The sequence below is a fragment of the Streptomyces fradiae ATCC 10745 = DSM 40063 genome (assembly GCF_008704425.1).
Taxonomy (GTDB): Bacteria; Actinomycetota; Actinomycetes; order Streptomycetales; family Streptomycetaceae; genus Streptomyces; species Streptomyces fradiae.
In genome coordinates this window covers 4,241,137-4,265,343 of record NZ_CP023696.1, presented here as the reverse complement: position 1 = coordinate 4,265,343, position 24,207 = coordinate 4,241,137, and the positions used below count along the sequence as shown (strand labels likewise).

General features: G+C 75.6%; 20 protein-coding genes. 16 read left to right on the top strand and 4 right to left on the bottom strand.

Annotated features, from left to right (window positions below; genetic code table 11):
• Positions 1 to 50 precede the first annotated feature (50 nt).
• The 4 genes from CP974_RS19165 to CP974_RS19150 all read right to left on the bottom strand — a co-directional run bounded on the left by CP974_RS19165 (position 51) and on the right by CP974_RS19150 (position 5,874).
• On the bottom strand, positions 51 to 2,168 hold the full coding sequence (locus tag CP974_RS19165) for an FAD-dependent oxidoreductase (protein WP_078915606.1): 2,118 nt from the start codon (positions 2,166 to 2,168) through the stop codon (positions 51 to 53).
• Positions 2,161 to 3,753 carry a methionine--tRNA ligase gene (locus CP974_RS19160; RefSeq protein WP_031131876.1) on the bottom strand — a complete coding sequence of 531 codons (1,593 nt, stop codon included), beginning with the start codon at positions 3,751 to 3,753 and terminating at the stop codon, positions 2,161 to 2,163. Before CP974_RS19160 ends, CP974_RS19165 begins: the two co-directional genes overlap by 8 nt.
• A 363-nt stretch (positions 3,754 to 4,116) precedes the next feature.
• Positions 4,117 to 4,470 carry a cupin domain-containing protein gene (locus tag CP974_RS19155; protein ID WP_037937924.1) on the bottom strand — a complete coding sequence of 118 codons (354 nt, stop codon included), beginning with the start codon at positions 4,468 to 4,470 and terminating at the stop codon, positions 4,117 to 4,119.
• A gap of 402 nt (positions 4,471 to 4,872) precedes the next feature.
• Positions 4,873 to 5,874, bottom strand: a complete 1,002-nt coding sequence (locus CP974_RS19150) for a helix-turn-helix transcriptional regulator (protein WP_037937926.1) — start codon at positions 5,872 to 5,874, stop codon at positions 4,873 to 4,875.
• 519 nt (positions 5,875 to 6,393) lie between these two features.
• Here CP974_RS19150 and CP974_RS19145 point away from each other — a divergent pair.
• The 16 genes from CP974_RS19145 to CP974_RS19070 all read left to right on the top strand — a co-directional run bounded on the left by CP974_RS19145 (position 6,394) and on the right by CP974_RS19070 (position 24,183).
• On the top strand, positions 6,394 to 7,821 hold the full coding sequence (locus tag CP974_RS19145) for a lysine N(6)-hydroxylase/L-ornithine N(5)-oxygenase family protein (protein WP_078915608.1): 1,428 nt from the start codon (positions 6,394 to 6,396) through the stop codon (positions 7,819 to 7,821).
• Positions 7,814 to 8,935: an NAD(P)/FAD-dependent oxidoreductase gene (locus CP974_RS19140; RefSeq protein WP_031131883.1), complete on the top strand. Its 1,122-nt coding sequence runs from the start codon at positions 7,814 to 7,816 to the stop codon at positions 8,933 to 8,935. Before CP974_RS19145 ends, CP974_RS19140 begins: the two co-directional genes overlap by 8 nt.
• On the top strand, positions 8,932 to 9,849 hold the full coding sequence (locus CP974_RS19135; protein WP_031131884.1) for a dihydrodipicolinate synthase family protein: 918 nt from the start codon (positions 8,932 to 8,934) through the stop codon (positions 9,847 to 9,849). Before CP974_RS19140 ends, CP974_RS19135 begins: the two co-directional genes overlap by 4 nt.
• Positions 9,846 to 10,232 (top strand): L-rhamnose mutarotase, encoded by a 387-nt coding sequence (locus tag CP974_RS19130; protein ID WP_031131886.1) that lies wholly within the window; start codon positions 9,846 to 9,848, stop codon positions 10,230 to 10,232. Before CP974_RS19135 ends, CP974_RS19130 begins: the two co-directional genes overlap by 4 nt.
• Positions 10,229 to 11,251: a hydroxymethylglutaryl-CoA lyase-like TIM-barrel protein gene (locus CP974_RS19125; protein WP_051839442.1), complete on the top strand. Its 1,023-nt coding sequence runs from the start codon at positions 10,229 to 10,231 to the stop codon at positions 11,249 to 11,251. Before CP974_RS19130 ends, CP974_RS19125 begins: the two co-directional genes overlap by 4 nt.
• Positions 11,244 to 12,059: an HAD family hydrolase gene (locus tag CP974_RS19120; RefSeq protein WP_051839444.1), complete on the top strand. Its 816-nt coding sequence runs from the start codon at positions 11,244 to 11,246 to the stop codon at positions 12,057 to 12,059. Before CP974_RS19125 ends, CP974_RS19120 begins: the two co-directional genes overlap by 8 nt.
• Positions 12,056 to 12,760 carry an SDR family oxidoreductase gene (locus tag CP974_RS19115; protein ID WP_031131891.1) on the top strand — a complete coding sequence of 235 codons (705 nt, stop codon included), beginning with the start codon at positions 12,056 to 12,058 and terminating at the stop codon, positions 12,758 to 12,760. Before CP974_RS19120 ends, CP974_RS19115 begins: the two co-directional genes overlap by 4 nt.
• 137 nt (positions 12,761 to 12,897) lie before the next feature.
• On the top strand, positions 12,898 to 13,635 hold the full coding sequence (locus CP974_RS19110) for an SDR family oxidoreductase (RefSeq protein WP_031131893.1): 738 nt from the start codon (positions 12,898 to 12,900) through the stop codon (positions 13,633 to 13,635).
• A gap of 2 nt (positions 13,636 to 13,637) precedes the next feature.
• Entirely contained in the window at positions 13,638 to 14,579 is a 942-nt protein-coding gene (locus CP974_RS19105) for a hypothetical protein (RefSeq protein WP_031131894.1), read from the top strand.
• A gap of 129 nt (positions 14,580 to 14,708) precedes the next feature.
• Positions 14,709 to 15,962, top strand: a complete 1,254-nt coding sequence (locus tag CP974_RS19100; RefSeq protein WP_031136133.1) for an ATP-grasp domain-containing protein — start codon at positions 14,709 to 14,711, stop codon at positions 15,960 to 15,962.
• A 117-nt stretch (positions 15,963 to 16,079) separates the two neighbouring features.
• Complete coding sequence (locus tag CP974_RS19095) at positions 16,080 to 17,615, top strand: ATP-grasp domain-containing protein (protein ID WP_051840003.1); 1,536 nt, start codon at positions 16,080 to 16,082, stop codon at positions 17,613 to 17,615.
• Entirely contained in the window at positions 17,612 to 18,907 is a 1,296-nt protein-coding gene (locus tag CP974_RS19090) for an MFS transporter (protein ID WP_051840002.1), read from the top strand. The genes CP974_RS19095 and CP974_RS19090 overlap by 4 nt, the downstream gene beginning before the upstream one ends.
• Positions 18,908 to 18,923: 16 nt before the next feature.
• Positions 18,924 to 20,318: an ATP-grasp domain-containing protein gene (locus CP974_RS19085; RefSeq protein WP_150485832.1), complete on the top strand. Its 1,395-nt coding sequence runs from the start codon at positions 18,924 to 18,926 to the stop codon at positions 20,316 to 20,318.
• Positions 20,319 to 20,453: 135 nt separating this feature from the next.
• Complete coding sequence (gene ddaH / locus CP974_RS19080; protein ID WP_031135969.1) at positions 20,454 to 21,272, top strand: dimethylargininase; 819 nt, start codon at positions 20,454 to 20,456, stop codon at positions 21,270 to 21,272.
• 164 nt (positions 21,273 to 21,436) lie between these two features.
• The gene (locus CP974_RS19075; protein ID WP_078915869.1) at positions 21,437 to 22,045 is read left to right on the top strand and encodes a pyridoxamine 5'-phosphate oxidase family protein; all 609 of its coding nucleotides are present in this window, start codon (positions 21,437 to 21,439) and stop codon (positions 22,043 to 22,045) included.
• 176 nt (positions 22,046 to 22,221) lie between these two features.
• Positions 22,222 to 24,183, top strand: a complete 1,962-nt coding sequence (locus CP974_RS19070) for a hypothetical protein (RefSeq protein WP_031135973.1) — start codon at positions 22,222 to 22,224, stop codon at positions 24,181 to 24,183.
• Positions 24,184 to 24,207: the final 24 nt, after the last annotated feature.

The following is a 24,207-nucleotide window of genomic DNA, read 5'->3' as shown; positions in this document are numbered from 1 at the left end:
CCGGCGGTCCGCCGGCCGGCGGCGAGCCGGCCGGCGGACCGTGCGCCGGGTCACCTCCCGAGCGCCGCGCGGACCAGCTCCACGGTGCGCTCGGCCGCTCCGGGCGCGGTCTTGAACCCGCCCCCCGACCAGCAGACCGACGCGACGACCGGCGGGTCGCCGGGCAGGTGCCCCAGCAGCGGGCCGTCCGGGTGGTAGAGGTCGGCCCCGTACCGCCCGCCGCGGAACGGGGCGTCGGCGATCCACGGCCACCGGCGGGCGGCCCCCTCCCGGATGTGGGCCACCTGGGCGTCGTCCAGCACCTCCCCGCCCGTCGGCGGCACGTCCCACTCCTCGACCGGCCGCCCCGTCAGATGCGTCCCCGACAGCGGTCCGTGCCGTTCGGGGCGGCCCCACATCCCGGTCGTCAGGTCGTTGACGGCCGGGACCTCGCGGCCACCGGAGGCGAAGAAGGCGTACCGGATGCGCTTGGTGCGCGGGGCGACGGGGCCGAGCCGCGCCGTCAGGCGCTCCCCGAGCAGCTCCGGGGCGCCGCCACCGGCGGCGACCACCACCTGCCCGGCGACTACGGTCCCCGCCGCCGTGCCCACCTCCACCCCGTCCGGGTGGGGGCCGAGGGTGCGCACCGGGCCGTACGGCAGCACCATGGCCCCGTGCCGCACCGCCGCGGTGCGGTGGAAGGCGGCCGTCGCCGCGGGACTGGCGTACCCGCCGCCGGGCTCGAACAGCCCGGCCGCCACCTCGTCGCCGAGGGCCAGGTCCGGCCAGCGCCGGTGGATCTCCGCCGGGGCGAGCAGCTCCGCCTCGATCCGCTGCGCCCGCAGCTCGGCGAGGCCCCGCCGCGCCTCGTCCACGTCGGCCCGCCCGAGCAGGACCAGCGAGCCGGTGCGGTGGAAGCCGCACGCGGCGGCCCGCCGCGGGTCCCCGCCCCACAGCAGCCGGTGGCTGCGGACGGCCAGGGCCCGCAGCTCCGGGTCCGGGTCGTAGGCCCGTACCAGGCCACCCGACCAGGCGGTGGCCGAAGGGGCGTCCGGGCCGGGAGAGGCGAGGGCGACGGAGAGCCCCTGCTCCGCGAGCGCGGCGGCGGTGACCGCTCCCACCACCCCCGCGCCGACGACCACGACGTCCGTGGCCACGGGCCGGGGCGTCCGCGCGGTCCGGTGTACGAGGTCGCGCACGGGCACGACCTCCCAGCCCGCCGCGTCGGCCGCGTCCACGGGGTCGCCGTGGTCCGTGAAGGCGATCCACGCGTGCCGGCGCAGGACCTCCAGGAGCCGCTCGCCGCGCGCGTCCGGTTCCTCCCCCAGGGCGCGTACGAGGCAGTCGAACGCCGCCTCCACCTGGGCTTCGGGTCCCCCGCGCAGGGCGACCACACGGGCGTCGCCGGCCCCCTCGGGCCCCAGCAGCCGGGCGAAGTCCTCGACGGCGCAGTCGTCCGTGAAGAACCGGGCGCCGGCGAGGCCCCGCTCGCCGAGGCTCCGGGCGGTGGCGGCGGCTCCGAAGTGGGTTCCGCAGACGACGGTCGCCCGCGGGGCCGGGTCCCCGCCCGGCGGCGATGCGGGGTCCGGCGCCGGGCCCGGTTCCCCGTGCGACACCGTGGCCGGGGACGCGTCCGGCGATGAGTCCGGGGACGTGTCCGGCGGAGTGCTCGACGGGGTGCCGGACGGCAGGCCGGACCCTGTGCCGGACGGGGTGGCCCATGCCTCGAAGCGGCGGGCCAGAGCGCGCCCGTAGGCGCTCCCGTCGTGCGTCACGGACGGTGTCCCCAGGCCCAGTTCGGCGGCCGCCCGGTGGATCGCCGCCACCTGGCCGGTGTCGTCGGGGCACCAGCGCAGGGCGCCGCGCGTGCCGTCCAGCAGTCCCGGCATCGTGGCCAGCGGCAGCAGCAGGGGCAGTCCGGCGGCCCGGTAGTGCGGGAGGGCGCGGGCGGCGCCCATGCTGTTGAAGTGGCCGATGACGGCCGCGTACCCGCCGTCGGCGACCACGGCCTCGGCCACCCGGGCGGCCCGGTCGGCGTCGCCCAGGTCGTCGTGGGCCTCCCAGACGATCGCGCCGGCCCCGGTGCGGGCCCGGACGGCCCTGGTGAGCAGCTCCCCCCAGGCGGCGCGGGGGCCGCTGAAGGGGCCCACCACCGCCACGCGGACCGGCGTCCCGTGACGCTCACCCACCGAAGACCGCCCCGATGGGCGCGGTGACGGCCCGTCCGGCGGGGAGCGGGGCGAGGGCCGACGCGTCCACCCGGCCGTTCGCGGGCACGCCGAGCAGTGCGGCGAGCCGCGCCGACCCCACCGGGAGCGCGGGCGCCGCCCACGCGGACAGGGCGGCAGCCACGGCGAGTTGGGCGGCGAGCGCGCGTCGGTGGGCGGCGGCGCCGTCGGGGCGGGCGCGCTCGTGGGCGTGCACGTGACCGAAGTCGGCGGCGCAGGCCACCGCCTCGTCCAGGAGGGCGACGGCGCGGCGGGGGTCGAAGCCGGTCACGCCGTACGCCTCGCGCAGCTCGTCCGCGATCCGGTGGAGCCGCCCTCGGAGCAGTTCCCAGGCGCGCCCGGCGGGGGCCTCCTCGGGTACCCGGCCGCCGCAGTCCCGCTCCACGGCCGTCAGCAGCCGCCCCAGCCAGCCGTCCCACAGGGTGGCGAGGTGGTGCCGGGTGCGTTCGAGTGCTTCGAGGTTGAAGCTGGTCTCGCGGCCGTTGGGGCGGTCGGCCAGGACGTGGTGGCGCAGCACGTCGGCCCCGCAGGCGGCGAGGGCCTCGTGCGCCCAGACCGCGTGGCGGCGGCTGGTGGAGAACTTCAACCCGTCCAGCTGGTAGAACTCGTTGACGACGAAGGCCCGCGGCAGCGGGGTGGCCTCGTCGTGCGCGAGGAAGAGCGCGGGGAACAGCACCGCGTGGAAGTAGCCGTTGTCGAAGCCGAAGAACTGGACGGGCCCGGTCTCGGGGAGCGTCCCGCCCCGCGGGTCCTGCTCCCAGAGGTAGCCGGGGGCCATCTCGCACCAGACGAAGATCCGCTGGTCCTCGTAGCCGTCGACCGGCACCGGCACGCCCCAGTCCGCGGGGTGGCTGACCGCGATCTCGGGCAGCCCGTCCGCGAGCATCCGCTCGCACAGCGCCCGCAGGTGCGGCGGCATGTCGACCTCGGCCCAGAAGGCGGCGAGCCGCTCGGCGAACGGGGCGAGCGGGAAGTACAGGCGGGTCGCGTCGCGCAGCTCGGCGGGCGCGCCGCAGGGCACGCAGCGGGGGTCGGTGAGGTCACCGCACTCGTTGGGGCGCCCGCAGGGCTCGCAGGCGTTGCCGTTGCTGGACGCGCCGCACAGGGGGCAGCCGCCGACGAGGTAGCCCTCGTACAGCCAGCGCTCGCAGGAGGCGCAGTACGGCAGCGGGCGGGTGCGCGGCACGATGTGGCCGGCCTCGTACAGCCCGCTGAAGAACGACTGGACGAACTGCTGGTACCCGGCGTCCCGCCGGGGCCGCACGATGTGGTCGAACTCGACGGCGGCGGCCTTCCAGGTGCGGGTGACGGAGGCGCCGTAGTGGTCGGCCACCTCCTCCGGCTTGCGGCCGCCGTCCTTGATCCCCCGTACGGCGACGTAGCCCTGGTGGTCGTCGAGCCCGGTGGTGAGGCGCACGTCCGCGCCGTCGGCGGTGAGGAACCTGCGCAGGACGTCGGCGGCCGTGTACGGGCCGGCGAGGTGGCCGACGTGGAGGTCTCCGTTCGGGGTGGGCGGTGTCGCGGTGATCCAGGTGCGGGTGGTCATGCGACGCTTCCTTCTTTCACGGGGCCGGTGGGCCGGGAGGCTCGGACGTGGTCGGGGTGGGGTGCGGGCCGTCGCGGACGGCACGCGGGCGTGGGCCGCTCCCGGGCTCGGATGGCACGCGGGCGCGGGTGGTCCCTGGGCAGGGACGGCTCGCGGGCGCGGCGGGCCGGGAGACGCGGACGGCTGTCGGGCGCGTGGACGGGCGCGTGGACGGGTGGGGGTACGCGGGGTGGCGCGGCGCGGTCGGCTCGGGCGCGGGCCGGCACGGGCCGACGCAGGCCCGACCGGCGCGGCCCGCCGGGGGCCGGGCGCACCGGCGGGCCCGGCGGCCGGGGGCGGGCGGGGCGGCTGTGCGTGCCCGGCCTACGCCTTGGGCTCGTGCAGCGGCCAGTAGACGGACACCCAGGTCAGGACGGAGTCGGTGGGGTTGTGGACCACGTGGCTGAGGTTGCGCGGCAGCACCAGCAGGTCCCCCGCCTCGAAGGCGGTCGTCTCACCGGCGAGGTCGAGGGTGCCGGAGCCGGAGAGGACGATCATGACCTCGTCCTGGTCGTGGCAGTCCGGGTCGGAGCTGCCGCCCGCGGGCAGGAAGCACGCCATGGCACCGACGGGCGGCTCCTGTTCGCCCTCGGCGCCCTGCCAGGGGATGAGTCGCTGGCACGCCATGCCGAACTCCTCGGAGGCGGCCGACGGGGACATGCGGATCTTCGTGATCAAGGGAACCTCACAACCGTGCGGAAGCGCTGTCCGATGCCGCAGGCACCGGTGTGCGGAGACGGGCCCGCCGCCGGACGGGGCGAGGCGGCGGGCGGGGCGGCGGGGCCGGAGAACCGGAGGTGCCGCGGTGGTGGGGAGCGCGGGCGACGAGGGGAGCGGAGGCCGCCGCCTCCATGACGGGACGTCCGGGCGGTCCGGGCGGTCCGGGGGACCCGGGCCGAGAGCGGAGCGCCGGCGGCGGTGGAACGGGCGGCCGTGCGCCCCGCGCGCTGCCGTGCCGAAACGGGCGGGGCGTGAACACATCCGCTGTACCGGAGTGTTCGGCGGCGCTGCCCGCATTCACCCTCGGCATCGCCCGAGCCGGACCATAGCACACGGCCGCGAAAGGGAAAGGCGCCTGTTTCAAAGGGCCTCGCCGTCGCGTTCCGGGAAGCCCTGGTCGAGAAGTCCGCTGGTGGCTATCAGATATCCGAGTTGCGCTCGGCTGGAACTTCCCAGTTGCTGCGAGATCTTGCGGATGTACTCGGAGACGGTGCGCGTGCTCACCCCGAGCCGGCTCGCCATGGAGGCATCCGTATGGCCGCCGACGAGCAGATGGAGCATCCGTTTCTGAAGGTCCGAGACCATGGCCGGGGGGCGGCCCGGCGCCGGTTCCTCGGTCATCTCGATGCCGCGTTCCCAGAGCCGCTCGAAGCCCCGGACGAGGAATCGGACCACCGCCGGGTGCCGGACCATGAGCGCCGCCTCGCTGCGCTGGTCGTCGACGGGAATGAAGGCCACCCGCCGGTCGCAGACGATGAGCCGCTCGTCGACCTCGCAGGTGGTGCGGACCTCCCCGCCCGCGGCGACGATGCGCCGGATGTACTCCAGCGTGGGCCGGTGGGTGCGGACGGTGTGCTGGTAGAGCGTGTACTGGCGCACCCCGCGCGCCAGGGCGCCGAGGTCGCGCGGCAGGGCCTCGGCCAGGTACCCCTCCGCCCGTCCGCCCCCGGGCTGGACGGTGATCAGCTCCTCTTCGCAGGACTCCACGGCGCGGCCGAGGACCGCGCTGATCGCGGTGGGGCCGGTCAGCAGCGTCAGCTGCGCGCTCTCCGGATGGCTCAGCTCCGAGTAGGCGACCTCCGCGGAGGCGAAGGCCGCCTGGATGGCGGCGATCGAGGTCCTGCTCTGGGCGATGCTCTCCTCGTGCGGCCGCAGGGCCTGGGCCAGCGGGCCCGCCGGCGGTACCGGCACCAGCCGCCCGTCCTGGCCGGGTGCGGGCCGCAGTAACCCGAGCCGGACCACGCACTCCACCGCCCGCTCGGCGGACAGGCTGCCGTTGCCGACGGCCTCCCGGTACACGGCCAGCCCCCGGGCACAGAGCAGGCACGACGATTCATCCGGTTCGCAGGCGCGCGCACGCATTTGTCCGACCTTCGTGATCCCGCAGTTCACGATCACGAACCCTAACCGACCTTGAGTGACGGGAGTATTCCGGTACACGATGACGCTCACCGCAAGATCGCGGTCTATTGCTCGTCCATTGCTCGTCTATTGCTCTCCATAGCTCTCCATAGCTCTCTATAGCTCTCTATAGCTCGTCTGATGCTCGCCTGATGGGGGACAGCGCATGGGACAGGTACGGATTCACAGACTCGCGAGCGCCGCGCCACACGCGCGCCACGACGTTTCCACGGCATACGACCTCCTGGAGCCGAAGGCGGCGGAAACCGCGGATTCCGATTCCGCGTGGGGTTCCTGACACCGTTCGCGTGACCGGCCGGACATCACCGCCGAATGCACTTCCGCGTCCGCTTCCGGACTGTACGCCGGAATGCGGGGGCACCGCCGGTCCGGCCGCACGGCACCTCCGGTATTCCCCTGCTTGCTCTGCTTCCTCTGCGCATGTCCGGTCACCGGAGCGCGGAACTCATAAGGATGGACATGTCTGCACCGCAGTCACACGTGGATCCCGATCACGTCTACGACGTCGTCGGGGTGGGCTTCGGCCCCGCCAACCTCGCTCTGGCGATCGCCCTCGACGAGCACAACGAGGCGGCGGCGCCCGGCGAGAGGGTCACCGGGCTCTTCCTGGAGCGGAAGCAGACGTTCGGCTGGCACCGCGGTCTGCTGATCGACGGCGCCACCATGCAGGTGTCGTTCCTGAAGGACCTGGCCACCCTGCGCAACCCGGTGAGCCGGGCGGGCTTCGTGTCGTACCTCCACGAGCGCGGGCGGCTGGTCGACTTCATCAACCAGAAGACCTTCTTCCCCACCCGGGAGGAGTTCCACGACTACCTCGAGTGGGCCGCCGGGCGCGTCGGCCACCTGGTGCGCTACGGCTCCGAGGTGACCGCCGTGCGCCCCGTGACCACCGACGGGCAGACGCGCCTGTTCGAGGTGGCCGTCCGGGGCGGCGACGGCCGGGAGGTCGTCCACCGGGCGCGGAACGTCGTCGTCGCCTGCGGCCTCCAGCCCCGGCTGCCCGAGGGCGTGGCCGCCTCGGATCGGGTCTGGCACAGCGGTGAACTCCTGCACCACACGGCGGAGTTCAAGGAGGGCGCCGCGCCCGCGCGGTTCGTGGTGGTCGGCGCCGGGCAGAGCGCGGCGGAGTGCGCCGAGTACCTGCACCGCACGTACCCGTCCGCCGAGGTCTGCGCGGTCCTCTCGCGCTTCGGCTACAGCCCCGCCGACGACAGCCCCTACGCCAACCGGATCTTCGACCCGGAGGCCGTGGACGTCTACTACGCCGCCGACGACCGGGTCAAGGCGCGGCTGATGGACTACCACCGCAACACCAACTACTCGGTGGTGGACCTGGACCTCATCGAGGAGCTGTACCGCAGGGAGTACGCGGAGAAGGTGCGCGGCGAGCAGCGGCTGCGGATCCTCAACGTCTCCCGGGTCACCGCGGTGCGCGAGACTGCCGACGCCGTCACGGTCTCCATGACGGACCTGGCCACCGGCGAGCAGCGCGAACTCGACGCCGACGCCGTGGTCTTCGCGACCGGCTACGCCCCGCACGACATCACCGAGCTGTTCGGTGGCGGCTGCGGTCTCCTCCGCGACGAGGAGGGGCGCCTGAAGGTGCGGCGGGACTACCGCGTGCAGACCGACCCGTCCGTCCTGGCCGGCGTCTACACCCAGGGCGGCACCGAGCACACCCACGGCATCACCTCGTCGCTGCTGTCGATGGTGGCCGTGCGGGCCGGTGAGATCCTCGACTCGATCCTGCGCGACGGCGCCCCCGCCGACGACCGCCCGGCGGGCACCACCGCCGACGACCGCCCGGCGGGCACCACCGCGGACCACAGCCCGGCGGGCACCACGGCCGACGACCGCCCGGCGGCCCTCAGCGGTGCCCATGAGTGACCTGCCCTCCACCGACGTGGTCGTGGTCGGCGCCGGGGTCGTCGGCGCCGCCGTCTTCCACGAACTGGCCGCCCGGGGCGTGGCGGTGACGCTCGTCGACGAGCGGCGCGGCGGCAGCGGCACCACCGCGTGGTGCGGCGGCGTGGTGCGCTGCTACCACGACACCCCCGAGCTCACCGACCGGGCGCTGTACGGCTGGCGGTACTTCCACGCCTTCGCCCGGCACACCGGCTTCGACGTGCGCTTCCACACCTGCGGCTTCCTCTACTGGCCGAGCGCCGGCCGGGCGCCGGCCGCCCGCGCCGAGGCGGCGCGGATCGCCGCCGCCGGCGCACCGGCCCGGTGGCTCGAACCGGACGAGGTGACGCGCCGCTTCGGGACGCTTCTCCACGACGGGTCCGCCGGGGCCGTGTGGGAGCCCGAGTCCGGTTACCTGGAGGCCGACGAGGTCACCCGGGCCTGGCTGCGCGCCGGCCGGCGCAAGGGCGGCCGGCTCGTCGAGGGGGTCCGCGTCCACGAGCCGCTCCGCCGGGGCGGCGCCGTCCGCGGCGTACGCACCGACGCGGGCACCCTCCTCGCGGGGACGGTCGTCCTGGCCACCGGCGCGTGGACGCCCGAGCTGCTGACCTCCTGGGGCCTGCCCCACGACCTGTGGAACCAGGCGATCCAGGTGGACCTGCGGCACCCCGCCACCCCGCCGGCCGGACAGCCGGCCTTCATGGACGACGTCCACGAGATCAACGGCAGGCCGGACCCGGACTCCGGCGGTGTCTACGTCGGGCACCCCACCGGCCGGCGCTGCACGGCGGAACCGCAGCGCGTCGACCCCGCCCACTCCCGCCTCATCGAGCGGGCCGGCGGGCGCAGATGGCGGTGGCTCGACGGCGGCAGCGGCGGCGGCGGGCTGCGCGCGGCCGAGTGCCACGCCCCCGGCCAGGGGAACTGGGTGCGCCCGCTGCCCGGCGCCCCCGGTGTGCTGCTCGCCACCGGCTTCAACGGCGGCGGTTTCAAGATGGCCCCGTGGACCGGGGCCGAAGTGGCCCGCCGGATCACCGGCACCGATGTCCCCCGCCCCGAAACGTCCACCGACGCCCAGCACAGGAGCGTGTCATGACCCAGCCCATCCGGGGGGTCCTCCCGGTCATCCTCATGCCGTACGACGAGCGGGGGGCCCTCGACGAGGACGCCTTCTTCGTCCAGACGGAGCACATGTTCGACGTCGGGTGCGACGGCTTCGTCGTCGGCCAGGTCTCGGAGGTGCTGCGGCTCACCCACGCCGAGCGGCTGCGCGTCGCCGAGCTGTGCGCGAAGGCGGCGGCCGGCCGCGGCGTGTCCGTGATGAGCACCGGCGCGGAGACCGCCGAGGCGGCCGTGGAGTACTCCCGCCACGCGCAGGAGGCCGGCGTCGACGCGCTGCTCGTCATGCACCCGGCCACGGTCGCGCTCGACGACGACGCGATGGTCGGCTACTACCGCCGCGTCATCGAGTCGGTCGACATCCCGGTGATCGTGCACCACGCGAAGAGCCTGGCCAAGCAGCCCCTCAGCATCGCCGCGCAGGCGCGGCTGCTGGAGGAGTACGGCGAGGAGCGCGTGCTGTACAAGCCCGAGGCCCAGCCGACCCCGCCGCGGGTCAGCCAGCTGAGGGACGCCACCGGGGGGCGGGCCCGGATCTTCGAGGGCGACGGCGGCATGATGCTGCTCGACTGCCACCGGCGCGGTCTGGTGGGCACCATCCCCGCCACCGAGATCGCCGAGATCGTCGTCGTGCTGTGGCGCCTGCTCGAGGAGGGCAGGCGCGAGGAGGCCGAGCGGATCGGGCATCCGCTCTCCTACCTCATGTGTCACATGATGAACAGCACCGACTACTACCTGTCGATCGCCAAGCGCTTCCTCAAGGAGCGCGGGCTCGCCAGGAACACCCTCGTCCGCGGCCCCAGCGGCCACACGCTGGACGACGAGACCTGGACCGAGGTCCACCACACCTACGAGAACCTTCTCGCACTCGCCAAGGAGCTGTCCCGATGAAGAACCACGCCTTCACCATCCGCCTGAAGGACGAGGCCGCCGCCGAGAAGTACATCGCCCTGCACCGCGAGGTGTGGCCCGAGATCGTCGGCCCCGGCGGCGCCCTCGACACCATCGGCGTCCGCAAGCTGCAGATCTTCCACATCGACCCGCTCACCCTCTTCATGTACGTCGAGGCGGAGGACCACTTCGAGCCGGTCCGCGACTTCCTGCGCGCCAACGACCTGCACCCGAGGGTCCAGGAGTGGGACGACATGATGCACGCCGACGGCGGCCTGCTGGAGCGCCACCCCGGCAACGACGGCAAGCTCAACTGGGCCCCCATGCGCCGTATCCACCACGTCGACTTCACCGGCGTCCTGCCCGACCTGGAAGACGAGTGACCGGCCCGGACCGCTCCCGGCTGACCGTCCTCGACTGCACCCTGCGCGACGGCGGGTACTACACCGACTGGTACTTCGACGGGACGCTGGTCGAGGACTACCTGGCCGCCTGTGCGTCCGCGGGCGTCGACGTGGTCGAGCTGGGCTACGCCCAGCTGGCCGAGACGGACCGGGGCCCGTACGGGAGGCTGCCGGACGGGCTGCCCCCGGGCCTGGCCGCGACGCTGGCCGGCCACCCGTCGCTGCGCTACGCGGTGATGGTCGACGCCGCCCGGCTGACCGGCGAGCCGGACCCGGGGCCCCGCCTCGCGGAGCGGCTGGCCGCCGCGTCCCTGCCCGTGGAGCTGGTACGCGTGGCGGTCCACTCCCACCGCACCGCCGCCGCCGCGGACCTGGTGGCCTCGCTGCGCGACGCGGGGTTCGGCGTCTGCCTCAACCTGATGCAGATCGACCTGCTGGACGACGCCCGCATCGGCGAACTCGTCGGCACGGTCGCCGGCATGGGCCCGCTCACCGCGGTCTACGTGGCCGACTCGCTGGGCTCCATGCGGGCCGGGCGGGTCGCGGACCTGATCGGCCGGTTCACCGCCGGGCAGACGGCGCCGGTGGGCGTCCACGCCCACGACAACCAGGGCTTCGCCCTGCACAACACCCTGGCCGCCGCCGGGGCCGGGGCCACCTGGCTCGACGCCACCGTCCTCGGCATGGGGCGCGGCGCCGGCAACACCCGTACGGAGCAGTTGCTCGCCGCCCTCGGGGCCGACGCCGACCGGCTCGCCTCCCTGCTGGAGACGACGGCGCGCCACCTGCTCCCGCTCCACGACAAGCACCGGTGGGGGGCCGGCCCGCTCTACGCGCTCGCCGGGATGCACGGCGTGCACCCCAGCTACGTGCAGCGCCTCGAACAGGCGCAGGCGCACGGCCTCGACGGCAAGCTGCGGGCGCTGCGGGCCCTGGCCGCCGCGGGCGCCTCCACCTTCTCGGAGGGCGCCCTGGCCGACGCGCTCGGCCATGGCTGACCGGCTGCTCGGCTGGCTGGCCGGCCACGAGACGGTGGCGTTCGACCTCGACGGGGTGCTCGTCGACTCGAACGAGGTGAAGGTGGCCTGCATGCGGGCCGCCCTCGCCGACTTCGGGCCGGTCGTCGTCGAGGACTTCCTGGAGGAGTTCCGGCGCACCTTCGGCCGGTCCCGCCGCGAGCACTTCGCCGCCTTCCACCGGGGCCGCCTCGGCGGGGACGGCGAGGGGCCGGAGTTCGAGGAGTTCCTGGCGCGCTACGCGACCGGCTACGCCGAACTGCTCGCCGAGCGGTACCGGACGGCGCCGCTGTGCGCGGGCGCCGGCGAGCTCGTCCGGGAGCTCGCCGGCCGGGGCGCGGACCTACACGTGGCGACCGGCACGCTGACCTCGGAAGCGCAGAAGGTCCTGGCCGACCACGGTCTTCTTTCGGCCTTCCGCAGCGTGCTCGGCGGTGAGCTTCCCAAGGCCAAACGCCTTGCGGATATCCTCCGTTCGACCGGTTCGGCCCCGCACCGGACCGTACTCGTGGGCGACGCCCGCCAGGACCTGCTGGCCGCCTCGGAAGCCGGCACCGGCTTCCTGTTCGTCGAGCGGTACGCCTTCCTCGGCGCCGGCGACGTGCTGGCCGGCGCCGCGGCCGGGCGGTCGCGGCTCGTCTGGGACCTCACCCCCGACGGGGAGGTGCGCCACGCCTCCACGACCGCTCGCGACCCGCACGACCGGCACCACCCGCACGACCGGTACGACCGGCACCACCCGCACGACTGGCACCACCCGCATGACCCGACGGGAGACGAAACACCGTGAGTGACAGGCGCCCTGTGGTGATCTCCGGCATCACCCAGGGGATCGGCAGGGCGCTCGCCCTGCGCTTCGCCCAGACGGGGCACCCCGTGTCCGGCTGCGGGCGATCCGCCGGCGCGGTCGCCGAACTGCGCCGCTCGCTCGGCCCCGGCCACCTCGTGGAGGCGGTGGACGTCACCGACGCCGCGGCGGTGGCCGGGTGGGCCCGTACCACCGTCGCCGAGCTCGGGGCGCCTCTCCTGGTCATCGCCAACGCCGGGACGATCCACCCGCAGCGGCCGGTCTGGGAGGTGGACCCGGCCGACTTCAGCGCGCTGATGCGGGTCAACGTCGACGGCGTCCACACCATGGCCCACGCCTTCCTGCCGACGCTGCTGGCCGCCGGCGGCACCTTCGTGGCCGTCTCCTCCGGCTGGGGCCGCAACCCGCGCGAGCACCTCGCCGCCTACACCGCGAGCAAGTTCGCCGTCGAGGGCTATGTGGAGGCGGTGGCCAAGGAGGTCCCCGAGCACGTCAAGGTGGTGGCGGTCGCCCCGCACAGCGCCGTGGACACCGCCATGCTCGCCACCTGCCTGCCCGACGAGCACCACGCGTACCCGGCCCCCGACGCCTGGGCCCGCGACGCGGTCGACTACCTGCTGCACCGGCTCCCCCACGAGCCGTCCGGCGGCGGGCTGTCCTTCCCCGCGCCGTCGGGCGTCTGAGCGGCCCGCCCGCCCGTACCGACGCCCCGGCCCACTCCCCGTACCGACGCCCCGGAGCGGCCAGGGTCCGCCACGGACCAGCCACAGCCCCCGGGGACCAGCCGACCGTCCCGCACCGACCACACCTGGACACCGCCATGACCCACCGCTTCGACGGCCTGCGCGTCGTCATCACCGGCGCCGCACGCGACTTCGGCCGTACCCTCTCCCTCCTCTTCGCCCGGGAGGGCGCCGAGGTCTACCTCTCCGCGCGGACCCTGGAGGCGGCGGAGAAGACCCGCGACGAGATCCGCGCCCTCGGCCACGACTCCGTCCACGCCTTCGCCTGCGACCTCACCGACCCCGCCTCGATCCGCGCCTTCGCCGCCGGTGTCGGCGCGCTGACCGACCGCGTCGACGTGCTCGTCAACAACGCGGCGCGCTGGCTGGAGGGGACGGACCTGCTGGCCGCCTCGGACGAGGACGTCATCGACACCATCTCCTCCGGGGCCACGGGCACCGTCCTGGCCGTCCGCGCCTTCCTGCCGCTGCTCCGGGCCTCCGACCGGCCCGACATCGTCAACATGGTCTCCGTCTGCGGCGTGCCGGGCGCCCACCGCTCCAGCGCGCACGGCGCGTTCTACGCCGCCAAGCACGCGCAGGCCGGCTTCGCCGACGTGCTGTCCAAGCGGCTGCGCCCGGAGGGGGTGCGGGTCATCTCCCTGTACCCGCCGGACTTCCGGAACACCGACCCGCTGTCGGACGCCTGGGAGGACGCGCCGCGCACCGCGGACGGGATGCTGACGTCCCAGTCCCTGTCCGAGTGCGTGCTCTTCGCGGTCGGCCAGCCGCGCGACTGCTTCATCCGGTCCTTCCACTTCGAGCAGGCGTCCTGACCGTGGCCACAGCCCAGCCGGCCCCCGGCCGGGGCGCCGCGGAAGGCGCCCCGGCCGGCAAGGCCGCCCAGAACGCGGCGGTCGCCGCCGCCCGCCCCGCGCTCGCCCTGGACCTGACGGTCCTGGAGGGCCCCGCCGAGCTGGCGGCGCACCTCGCCGCGGTCCGGGGCACCACCGTCGTACGGCCCGACGTCTCCGACGACACGGGCTCCGCGCTCTTCCACCGCCCGTCGGCCCCGCTGCCCGCCGGCGCCACCGCCCACCTGTGGGAGCGGCCGGGCGCCCGGGTGGTGGCGCACCCCGAGGCGGCGGGCGTCCCGCACTTCGCCAACGGCGTGGTGCACGAGGGGCGGCTCGTCCTCACCGACTGCTGGCGCTGCTTCACCCTCGACGAGGGGCCCCGCCGCCTCATCACCAGCGTCATCAACCTCGCCCCCTCGGCCCCGCTGCTGCCCCGGCTCACCGGGGAGCTGCAGCCGGTCGTCACCGCGAGCGGCGCCGCCGACGGCCCCGTCCACTTCGAGCTGGTCGTCGGCGAGGACCAGACGAAGGTCGTCAAGTACGCGCGCAGGCAGGCCGGTTCCCCGCTGCCGGAGCTGTGCGACCTGCTGGGCGTCCCCGGCCAGGCGGGCGCGCTCGCCACCGGACGGCCGGTGGCGCTGGCCGACACCGGCTCCCCCGGCTTCGTCGCCGACTACTCCTTCCTCGTCCGCGCGCACGGGCGGCTGGAGGAGATCACGGACCTCGCCGGACTCGTCGGACGCCCCTCCTACGCGGGGACGGAGTGCGCCCCCCGTCCGGGCGACCTCCTCAGCCCCTCGCAGGACGAGAGCGCCGTCCTCCAGCTGCTGCTGCGCCACGACGAGGAGGCCACCGTCCTGGCCGACATCGCGCACTACCAGGAGCGCAACCGCGCCGGGGTCTTCGTCCTCGCCCCCCGCTGACCTCCGTCCCCCGCACGCCGCCCCCGTCCCCCGCCCCGCCCCGCCCCGCCGACCGCCCCGTACCCCCGACCGCCCGTCCCCCACCCCGCCCGCCCGTCCTCCGGACGCGCCTCCACGCCAAGGAACACCGTGTCCCAGCCCGACCAGCCGACCGTCGCGATCGTCGACGCCTACTCCTCGGCCAGCCGCCTCGCCCCCGTGCTCCGCGGGCGCGGCCACACCGTCGTGCACGTGCGGAGCACCCCGAGCATCCCCGCGATCAACGCGGCGGACTTCGTGCCCGGCGACTTCGCCGCGGACCTCGTGCACCGCGGCGACCCGGCGGAGACCGCCCGCGCCCTCGCCGCCCACCGGCCGGTGGCCGTGCTGCCCGGCGCCGAGGTGGGGGTGGAGCTGGCCGACGCGCTGAGCGAGGCCCTCGGGCTGCGCACCAACGGCACCGCGCTGAGCAGCGCCCGCCGCGACAAGCACCGCATGGTGGAGACGGTCAAGGCGGCCGGGCTGCGCGCGGCCGAGCAGCTGGTGACCTCCGACGAGGAGGAGGCCGTCGCCTGGCACGCGAAGACCGGCGGGCGGATCGTCGTCAAGCCGGTCCGCAGCGCCGCCGGCGAGGGCGTCCAGTTCTGCGACTCCGCCGACGAGACCCGGGCCGCCTTCCGCGCGGTGCTGGGCCAGGACAACGTCGTGGCCTCCCGCAACGACGCGGTCCTGCTCCAGGAGTACCTCTTCGGCACCGAGTACTACGTCAACACGGTCAGCGTGGACGGCCACCACCACGTGTGCGACATCTGGCGCACCACCCACATCCACGCCAACGGCGTCCGCGACCTGCTGGACGGCGCGCACCTGATGCCGCGCCACGGCGAGGTGCAGGACCTGCTCGTCCCGTACGCCCTCGCGGTGCTGGACGCGCTCGGCATCGCGAACGGCCCGGCGCACACCGAGCTGAAGCTCACCCCGGACGGGCCCCGCCTGATCGAGACCGGCGCCCGGCTGTGCGGCGGGAGCCTGCCCACGCTGGTGCGCACCGCGCTCGGGGAGAGCCAGCTGGAGTGGACGGCCGACGCCTACCTCGCCCCGGACGCCTTCCTCGACCGGGCCGGCGAGCCGTACCGGGTCGAGCGGTACGTGGCGTCGATCGGCCTGATCGCGCCCCGCTCCGGCGAGCTCGTCGACTACCCCCTGCTGCCGCGGGTGCGGGACCTGGAGAGCTTCCACGAGCTGAGGACGGCGGTGGCCCCGGGCGGGCGGCTGCGGCGGACCGTCAACGACTTCACGATCCCCCTGCTGGTCGACCTGGCGCACGAGGTCGAGGAGGTCGTGCACCGGGACCACGGCTCCATCCGCCAACTCGACGGGGAGGGCTTCTACACCCTGCGCTGACCCCGCCCCGCCCCGCGCGGGGCACCGCGGCCCGCCACTCCCGGAGGGCGGCCCGGCCCGCTTCACGGCCCGCGGACGACCCGGTCCGCGGACGACACGACCCACGGATGGCAGACGATGAACACACGCCCTGACGCGCCGCGCGACGGCGTGCTCGTCGTGGTCGGCAGCGGCATACGCCTGTACCGGGAGTACCTGCTCGCCGGGGCCGCGCGCGAGCACCCGCTGTGGCTGTTCGACAGCCGGGAGCCCTCCTGGCAGACGCCCTACCTGGCGGGCTCCACCCTGGTCGACACCTCCGACCCGCGCGCGCTGGTCGACGCGGCCACCGCCCTCGCGGCCACCCGGCCGGTCGACGGCGTCCTGTGCTACACCGAGGCCCTGGTCGAGCCGGCCGCCGCGATCGTGGACGCGCTCGGGCTGCCCGGCATGTCCCGGGAGGCCGTGAGCGTCTGCCGGGACAAGGGGCGCACCCGCCGCCGCCTCGCCGAGGCGGGGGTCGGGCAGCCGCGGTTCGCCGCGGTGCCGTCCCTCGACGAGGCGGCCAGGGCGGCCGAGGCCATCGGCTACCCGGTGGTGCTCAAGCCGCGCGGGCTCGCCGGCAGCCTCGGCGTCGTCCACGTCCCCGGACCGGCCGACCTCGCCCGCGCCTACCGCGAGGCGACCGCCCCCAGCTACCCGGGGGTGCCCACCTACGACGCGCCCGTCCTGGTGGAGGAGTACGCGGACGGCCCCGAGATCAGCGTCGACGGCCTGCTGGCCGACGGCGTCTACCGGCCGCTCGTCCTGGCCCGCAAGCGGGTGGCCATGCCGCCGTACTTCGAGGAGGAGGGGCACCTCGTCGACGCGGCCGACCCGCTGCTCACCTCGCCGGAGCTGCTCGCCTTCCTCACCGACGTGCACCGGGCGCTCGGCGCCACCGGCTCCCTCACCCATACCGAGCTGCGGCTGACGGCGAAGGGCCCGCGCCTCATCGAGGTCAACGCCCGCCTCGGGGGCGGCCTCATCCCGCTCCTCGGCCGCCTCGCCGGCGGTGTCGACCCGGGCCGCGCCGGTGCCCGCGCGGCGCTGGGGCTCCCGGTGGACGCGGCGGGGCCCGAGCCGGCCGGGGAGGGCCGCGCCGGCGGCCGGGTCGCCGCCGTCCACTTCTCGTACCCGGCGGAGGACTGCACGGTCGAGGCGGTGCGCCTGCCCGAGGAGGGCGCCGTCCCGGGCCTGCACCACGCCGCGGCGCTGGCCGAGCCGGGCGACGTGCTGCGGCTGCCGCCGCGCGGCTACATCTCCCGCTACGCGTACGCGATCTGCGTCGCGGACACCGTCGAGGAGTGCGAGGAGAGCGTCGCGCTGGCCCGTGCGGCCGTCCGGCTCGACCACAGCCCGGCCCCGGCGTTCGACCCGGACGCGGGCCCCGAGCTGGCCTGGTCCACGGCGCCCCCGTCGCCCGCCCCGGAGGGAGCCGCCCCGGACGGGACCGCGCCGGAGGGAGCCGCCCCAGAGGGAGCCGCGCCGGGCGGGACCGCGCCGGAGGGAGCCGCGCCGGAGGGAGCCGCGCCGGGCGGGACCGCGCCGGACGGGACCACCCCCCAGGCGGCCTCCGCGCCGGAAGGGCCCGCGCCGGTCGCGGGCGCCGCACCCGGCGGGGCCGTGCGATGACGGGGCCGGCGCCCGCGAAGGACGAGCAGCCGCCCGGGGACGGGGACACCGGCAAGTGGGGCGCCGTGCGCACCCTGCGCCACAGCCCGCCCGCCGTCCGCTTCCTGCTCCTGGGCGTCTTCGTCAACCAGGTGGGCGGCTTCGTGCAGCCCTTCCTGGTGCTCTACCTCGTCTGGCGCGGCCACTCCACCGCCCAGGCCGGCAACGCCCTCACCGCGTACGGCGCCGGCACCATCGCCGGGGTGGCGTTCGGCGCCGAGCTGGCCACCCGCATGGGGCCGCGCAGGACCATCGCGCTCTCCATGGCCTGCACGGCGCTGCTCACGGCGGTCGTGCCGTGGATCGACGCCTTCCCGGTCCTGGTCGCCGTGCTCGCCCTGTCGGGGGCCATGGTGCAGGCGTACCGCCCGGCCTCCATGAGCCTGCTGAGCGATCTGGTCCCCGAGGAACGCCAGGTCATGGTCTTCTCGATGAACCGCATCGCCCTCAACCTGGGCGCCACGGTGGGCCGGCTGTTCGCCGCGTGGCTGATCCTCGTCTCGTGGAACCTGCTCTTCTGGGTCAGCGGGCTGGCGTCCCTGGCCTACGCGGTCATCGCCCTGGTCGCCGTCCCCAAGGACGCCGGGACGGGCGGCGCGGAAGGCGCCGGGGCCGGGGCGGGGGCCGGTGAGGGCACCGCGCGGAGGCGGTCGCGCGGGCCGGGGTACGGGGCGATCGTGCGGGACGGCCGGTTCGTGCTGTTCCTGGTGTCGATGTTCCTCAGCTCGGTGGTGTTCATCCAGTCGTTCGTGGGCCTGCCCCTGTCCATGACCGAGGCCGGCTACTCGGCCACCGCCTACACCTGGCTCATCACCCTCTCCGCGGGCGCCGTCATCGCCCTGGAGCTGCTGGTCACCCGCTTCACCCAGCACTGGCCCGGATGGATCGCCGTCTGCACCGGACTGCTGCTGCTCGGTGCCGGCCGGGCCCTGTACGTCATCCCCGACTCCGCGGTCCTGCTCGTCGCGGCCACCCTGGTGGGCGTCGTCGGGACCATGACCGGCGGGGCGACCATGTGGGCGTACCCGGCGAAGCTGGCGCCGCCCGGGGGCAAGGCCCGCTACCTCGCCCTCTCGCAGACGGCGTTCGGCCTGGGCGGTGCGCTCGGCCCGGTGCTCGGGACGTTCGGCTGGGAGGCGCTCGGGAACGGGGTCTGGCCGCTGTGGGGAGCCCTGGGGCTGCTGTCCGCCGCGGCGGCGGCCGCCGCCATGCGCTCCGGGCCCGGGACCCCTCCCCCGTCCACCACCCCCTAGGGAGAACCGCTCAGTGATGCAGTCCGACGACCGCCCGATCCTCATCGTGGGCTACACGGCAGGCTGGAAGAGCGTCGCCGCGCGCCACCACGGCCACGGGACCACCGTCTTCCTCGACACCCCCGGCGCCGCGCGGGAGAAGAACCTCGCCGAGGTCCTCGCCGGGGCCGAGGCGGCCTGCGAGCTCGTCGAGATCGAGTACGAGGACCCGGACGCGGCCTCCCGGTTCCACCGGGAGTACCGGGGCCGCCCGCCCGCGGCCGTCATCCCCGGCATCGAGTACGCGGTGCCGTTCGCCGCGCGCCTCGCCGAGCTGTACGGCCTGCCCGGCGCCGGCCCGCACGCCGCCGACCGGCTGCGGGACAAGTGGCTGCTGCGGCAGGCCGTGGCCGGCAGCGGCGTACGCGGCCCGCTCTCCCGGCCCGTGGAGCACCCCGACGACGTCCGGCGGCTGATGGCGCTGACCGGCACGGCCGTGGTCCTCAAGCCGGCCAACCGCCAGGGTTCCATCGGCACGCGGATCGTCCGCGCACCCGAGCAGGTGGACGAGGCGTGGCGGGAGTGCGTGCTGGCGGAGCACGACGCCATGGCCGCGCAGAGCGCCGTACCGGCCCGGATGCTCGCCGAGACCTTCCTGGAGGGGCCCGAGTACAGCGTGGAGCTGCTCGTACGGGACGGCGGGGCGTTCTTCCGCAACGTCACGGCCAAGTCCCTGTTCCCCGGGGACCGCCCGGTGGAGCTGGGCCACGTGGTGCCCGGCGCCCCCGACCCGGCCGTGGAGGAACTGCTGTACTCCGCGACCGAGACCCTGCTGCGGACCGTCGGGTTCGGGACCGGCTTCGTCCACTGCGAGTGGATCCTGGTGGACGGCGTCCCCCATCTCGTGGAGTGCGCGGGCCGGATGCCGGGCGGCGGGATCATCGACCTCATCGAGAGCGCCTGGGACTTCGACATCGTCCGGGAGTACCTGCGGCTGATGCGCGGTCAGGAGCCCACCGCGGAGCTGCCCGCCCGGCCCTCCGCGGGCGCCTGCACCTGGTTCGTCACCGCCGAGCCCGGCCGGGTGGAGCGCGTCGACGGGGTCGCCGAGGCCGCCGACCGCCTCGGGGTGCTCGCCGTCCACCTCCTCGTGGGCCCCGGCCCGGTCGTCCGCGCGCCGCGCTCGGGCCGCGACCGCGTCGGCTACGTGATGGCCGGCGGCAGCACCGGCGAGACCGCCCGGCAGCGGGCCCAGGCCGCCGCCCGGTCGATCCGGGTCGTGGTCGCACCGCCGCAGCCGCCGTCCTCGCCGCCCGCGTCCGCGCCCGCACCCGCACCCGCGTCCGCCTCCACGTCCTCGTCCCCGCCCACACCCGCGTCCTCGCCCACACCCGCCCCCACGTCCCCGCCCCCGCCCCCGCCCTCCCTCTGAGGGGTCCACCCCCCTCCGCACGCCGTACGCGCCCGGCCCCCGCCCGGCCACCCGCGCCGCACCGCCCCACCGCCCCACAAGGGCACCGCCCGCCGGGCGCACCGCCCCGGACAGCACCGCGAAGGAGAACCCGTCGTGTCCGTGTCCCGCACCGCCACCCCGCGCCGCCTGCTGATGTGCCGCCCGTCCCACTTCGGCGTCTCGTACTCCATCAACCCGTGGATGGAGCCGGAGAAGCCGGTCGACACCGCGCGCGCCGTCAGCCAGTGGGAGCGGCTGCACGAGCTGTACCTCTCGCTCGGGCACACGGTCGAGGTGATCGACCCCCTGCCCGGCCTCCCCGACATGGTCTTCGCGGCCAACGGCGCGACCGTGGTGGACGGGAAGGTCCTCGGCGCGCGCTTCCGCCACGCCGAGCGCACCGCCGAGGGCCCCGCCTACCTCGACTGGTTCGTCCGGCGGGGCTACCGGGACGTGCTGTGGCCGGAGTACATCAACGAGGGCGAGGGCGACTACCTGACGGTGGGGCGCCGCATCCTGGCGGGCACCGGCTTCCGCACGGACCCGCGCTCCCACGTCGAGGCGCAGGAGTTCTTCGGGCTGCCGGTCACCACCCTGCGCCTGGTCGACCCGCGCCACTACCACCTGGACACCGCGCTGGCCGTGCTCTCCGACAGCGAGATCATGTACTACCCCGAGGCGTTCACGGCCGGCAGCCGCTCCGTGCTGCGCGAGATGTTCCCCGACGCGGTCCTCGCCTCCCCCGAGGACGCCGCCGTCTTCGGGCTGAACGCCTTCTCCGACGGCCTCAACGTGCTGCTGCCGGAGGCCGCCACGGGTCTGCACCGGCAGCTGGGCGAGCGCGGGTTCCGCCCGGTGGGCGTGGACCTCACCGAACTGCTCAAGGCGGGCGGCAGCGTGAAGTGCTGCACCCTCGAACTGCGCGGCGAGTGACCGCCCGCGCCCCCTCGGCACCACGGCCACCGCCCGCCGCTCCCCTCCCCCGCCTGTCCCCCTCCCGCCCGCACGCCGGGCGGCCCTCCGCGAAACGGGTCCCAGTGAACCGCACTCCCCTGACCAAGGCCCTGTCCGACACCGAGCGCACCCGGCTGCGCCGCATGCGGGAGAAGGGGCGCACCGACCGCGCCGTGCTCGACGAGGTGCTGGCGGCCGGCTTCCTGTGCCACGTCGGCGTGATGGTGGACGGCCACCCCATGGTGGTCCCCACCGTCTACGGGGCCGACGGGCACCACCTGTACTTCCACGGCTCCGTGGCCAGCCGGAGCCTGGTGGCCGCGCCCGGCACCACGGTGTGCGTGACGGTCACCCACGTGGACGGCCTGGTCCTGGCCCGGTCCGTGTTCGAGCACGGCGTCAACTACCGCTGCGCGATGGTCTACGGAACGCCCCGGCCGGTCACCGACCCGGAGGAGAAGCTCGCCGGTCTGCGCCTCCTGACGGAGCAGGCCGCCCCCGGGCAGTGGGACTACGCGCGGCGGCCGAGCCGCAAGGAGCTCGCCGCGACCGCGCTGCTGGCCCTCTCCCTGGAGGAGGCGTCGGTGAAGATGCGCGAGGGCGGGCCCGACGACGGGGACGGCCCGGACGCCGAGCTGGACGTGTGGGCGGGCGTGCTGCCCGTCACCACGCGGTTCGGCACCCCGGTCCCCGACGAGGCCCTGCGTGAGGGGATCGCCCTGCCCGAGCACCTGGCCTCCCCGCGCACCTGACACCCCGCACCCGACACCCCGCACCCGACACCCCGCCGACGGCCGGACGATCGCCGTCGGCCGGACGGCCCGCGACGGCCGGACTGCCGGGCCCGGCCGATCGACCGATCGACCGACCGGGCCCACCACGCCCGAAACCCGTCGAACAGGCCCCTTCCGCCCGGGATAATGCGCGGGTGAACACCGCGTCGCCCCTCCCGCTCCCCGCCGACCGCATACCGCCCGGGGTCGCCGACTGGCGGTCCGCCGACGCCCGGCGCTGGCTCGCCACGGTGCCGGGCGCCTGGGCGCACCCGCTGTGGGCCGTGCTGCTGCTCGCCCTGACGACGGTGTGGATGGCCGTCGCGTTCCCCGACCCCGTCTGCACGCCGGCCGAGCCGTGCGGCGCGGACTGGGCGGGCACCGGCGTCTTCGCGGCGCTGCTGCTCACCCTCTACTGGGTGGTGCGCCAGCCCCGGCTCGCCCTGCTCGGCCTCGCCGTGGTGCTGCTCGGGCACCTGGAGGAGGGCTGGTCGGGCTCGATGCTGGCCGAGCCGTGGTGGCTGGCCTTCGTCGGGGCGCTCGCCTTCACCGCCGCCGGGCTGCTGCACCGCCTCGCCGTGGCGGCCCGCCAGCGGGCGCTGGCCGCCGAGGCGGCCGGGCCGGCCGCCCACCCCGTGCCGCCGGCCGCGCTGCGGTTCCGGCGCGGGCGGCTGTCGTTCGTGCTGGCCGCGCCGCTGCTGGCGGTCGCCGTGTACGGGTTCTGGCAGGCGCAGCAGGTGGCCGACGCCCATGAGCGGCGGGCCGCCGGGCTGGCGCCGGTCAGCGGCAGGGTCACCCTCTCCGACGAGGACGAGCTGGTGATCGCCGTCGCCGTCGGCGACCGGGTCCACCGGGTGGACACCTACTACCCCGAGCGGTATCCCGTCGACAGCCGGGCCGAGCTGCTCGTCGACGGCGACTGGGCGCGGCTGGCGGCGGAGCCGTACGACGTCGTCGGCTGGGAACTGCTGGTCCTGGCCGGGCTGGTCGGCGGTCTCGCGTTCCTCGCCAACGGCGTCGACGGGCGGACCAGGTCCCGGCAGCTGCACCAGGGCCCGCTGCCCGTCCTGCGGGTGCTGGTCCGCGAGGGCCACGACGACGGCAGGACGTGGGTGTACGCGGCGGACGACCCGGCCGCCGAACGGCCCCTGCTGCACTTCCACTCCCTCCACGCCTTCGAGGAGGACGAGGAGGACGAGGAGAACGGGAGGGACGGGCAGGGCGACGGGCGGCGCGGCCCGCACGGCGAGGACGACGACGGGGCCGACGGCGACGACGAGCTGGCCGAGGGGCTGCGCAGGGTCGGCGCGATCCTGAAGGGCGAGGACCCGCCGCCCCCGGTGCGCGAGGCCGTCCTCTACGGCCTGCCCTACACCGGGACGGAGCTGGCGTTCGTCGCGCCCGACGGCGACGACCCCGACGAGGTGGCCGTCGAGTGCAGCGTCACCGCCGTGAGACCGGCCGTGCGGGGCCTTCTCGGCGGCGGCCTGCCGGGCCCCGCGCCGGACGGCCGGGCGGGGCGGCCGGGCGGCGGGCAGCGGCCCGGCCGGCGGCCCGTCGACGAGGTCGCCGCGACGCTGGAGCCGTCCACCGCGCCCCGCACCTGGGGGGCGAACGGGGTCTCCCGCGCCGTCGGCGGGGTCCTGCTGCTGGCGCAGGCGGGCGGGGTGTGGGCGCTGCTGGAGGACGACGTCTCGTGGCTGTCGGTGTTCCCGCTGATCGGCCTGTTCTTCGTCGTGACGTCCGCGTCGACCGTGCTGAACTGGCGGATCACCGCCGACCGGGACGGACTGTGGATCGCCGGCCCGTGGCGGGTGCGGCGGGTCCTGTGGGGCGACGTGGAGGCGGTGCGCCACAACCGGGGCGGCGACCTCGTCGTCGTACGGGAGCGCGACACGGAGGTGACCCTCTCGCCCGTCGGCTGGCCGTGGATGGAGCGGCGGCTCGGGCGCGAGCCGTACGGGCCGCGCGCCGCCGACGAGGCCCACGCGCTGCTGCGCAGGCCGGAGCTGCGCCCCCTGGAGGAGGCCGGCCCGTCCCAGCAGGGCATGCCGCTGGGCCCGCTGGTCGCCGCCGTGTCGGCCCTGTGGGGCGCGGCGGTGCTGTTGCTGCTGTAGGGGCGGTCCGGGCCGGGCGGTGAC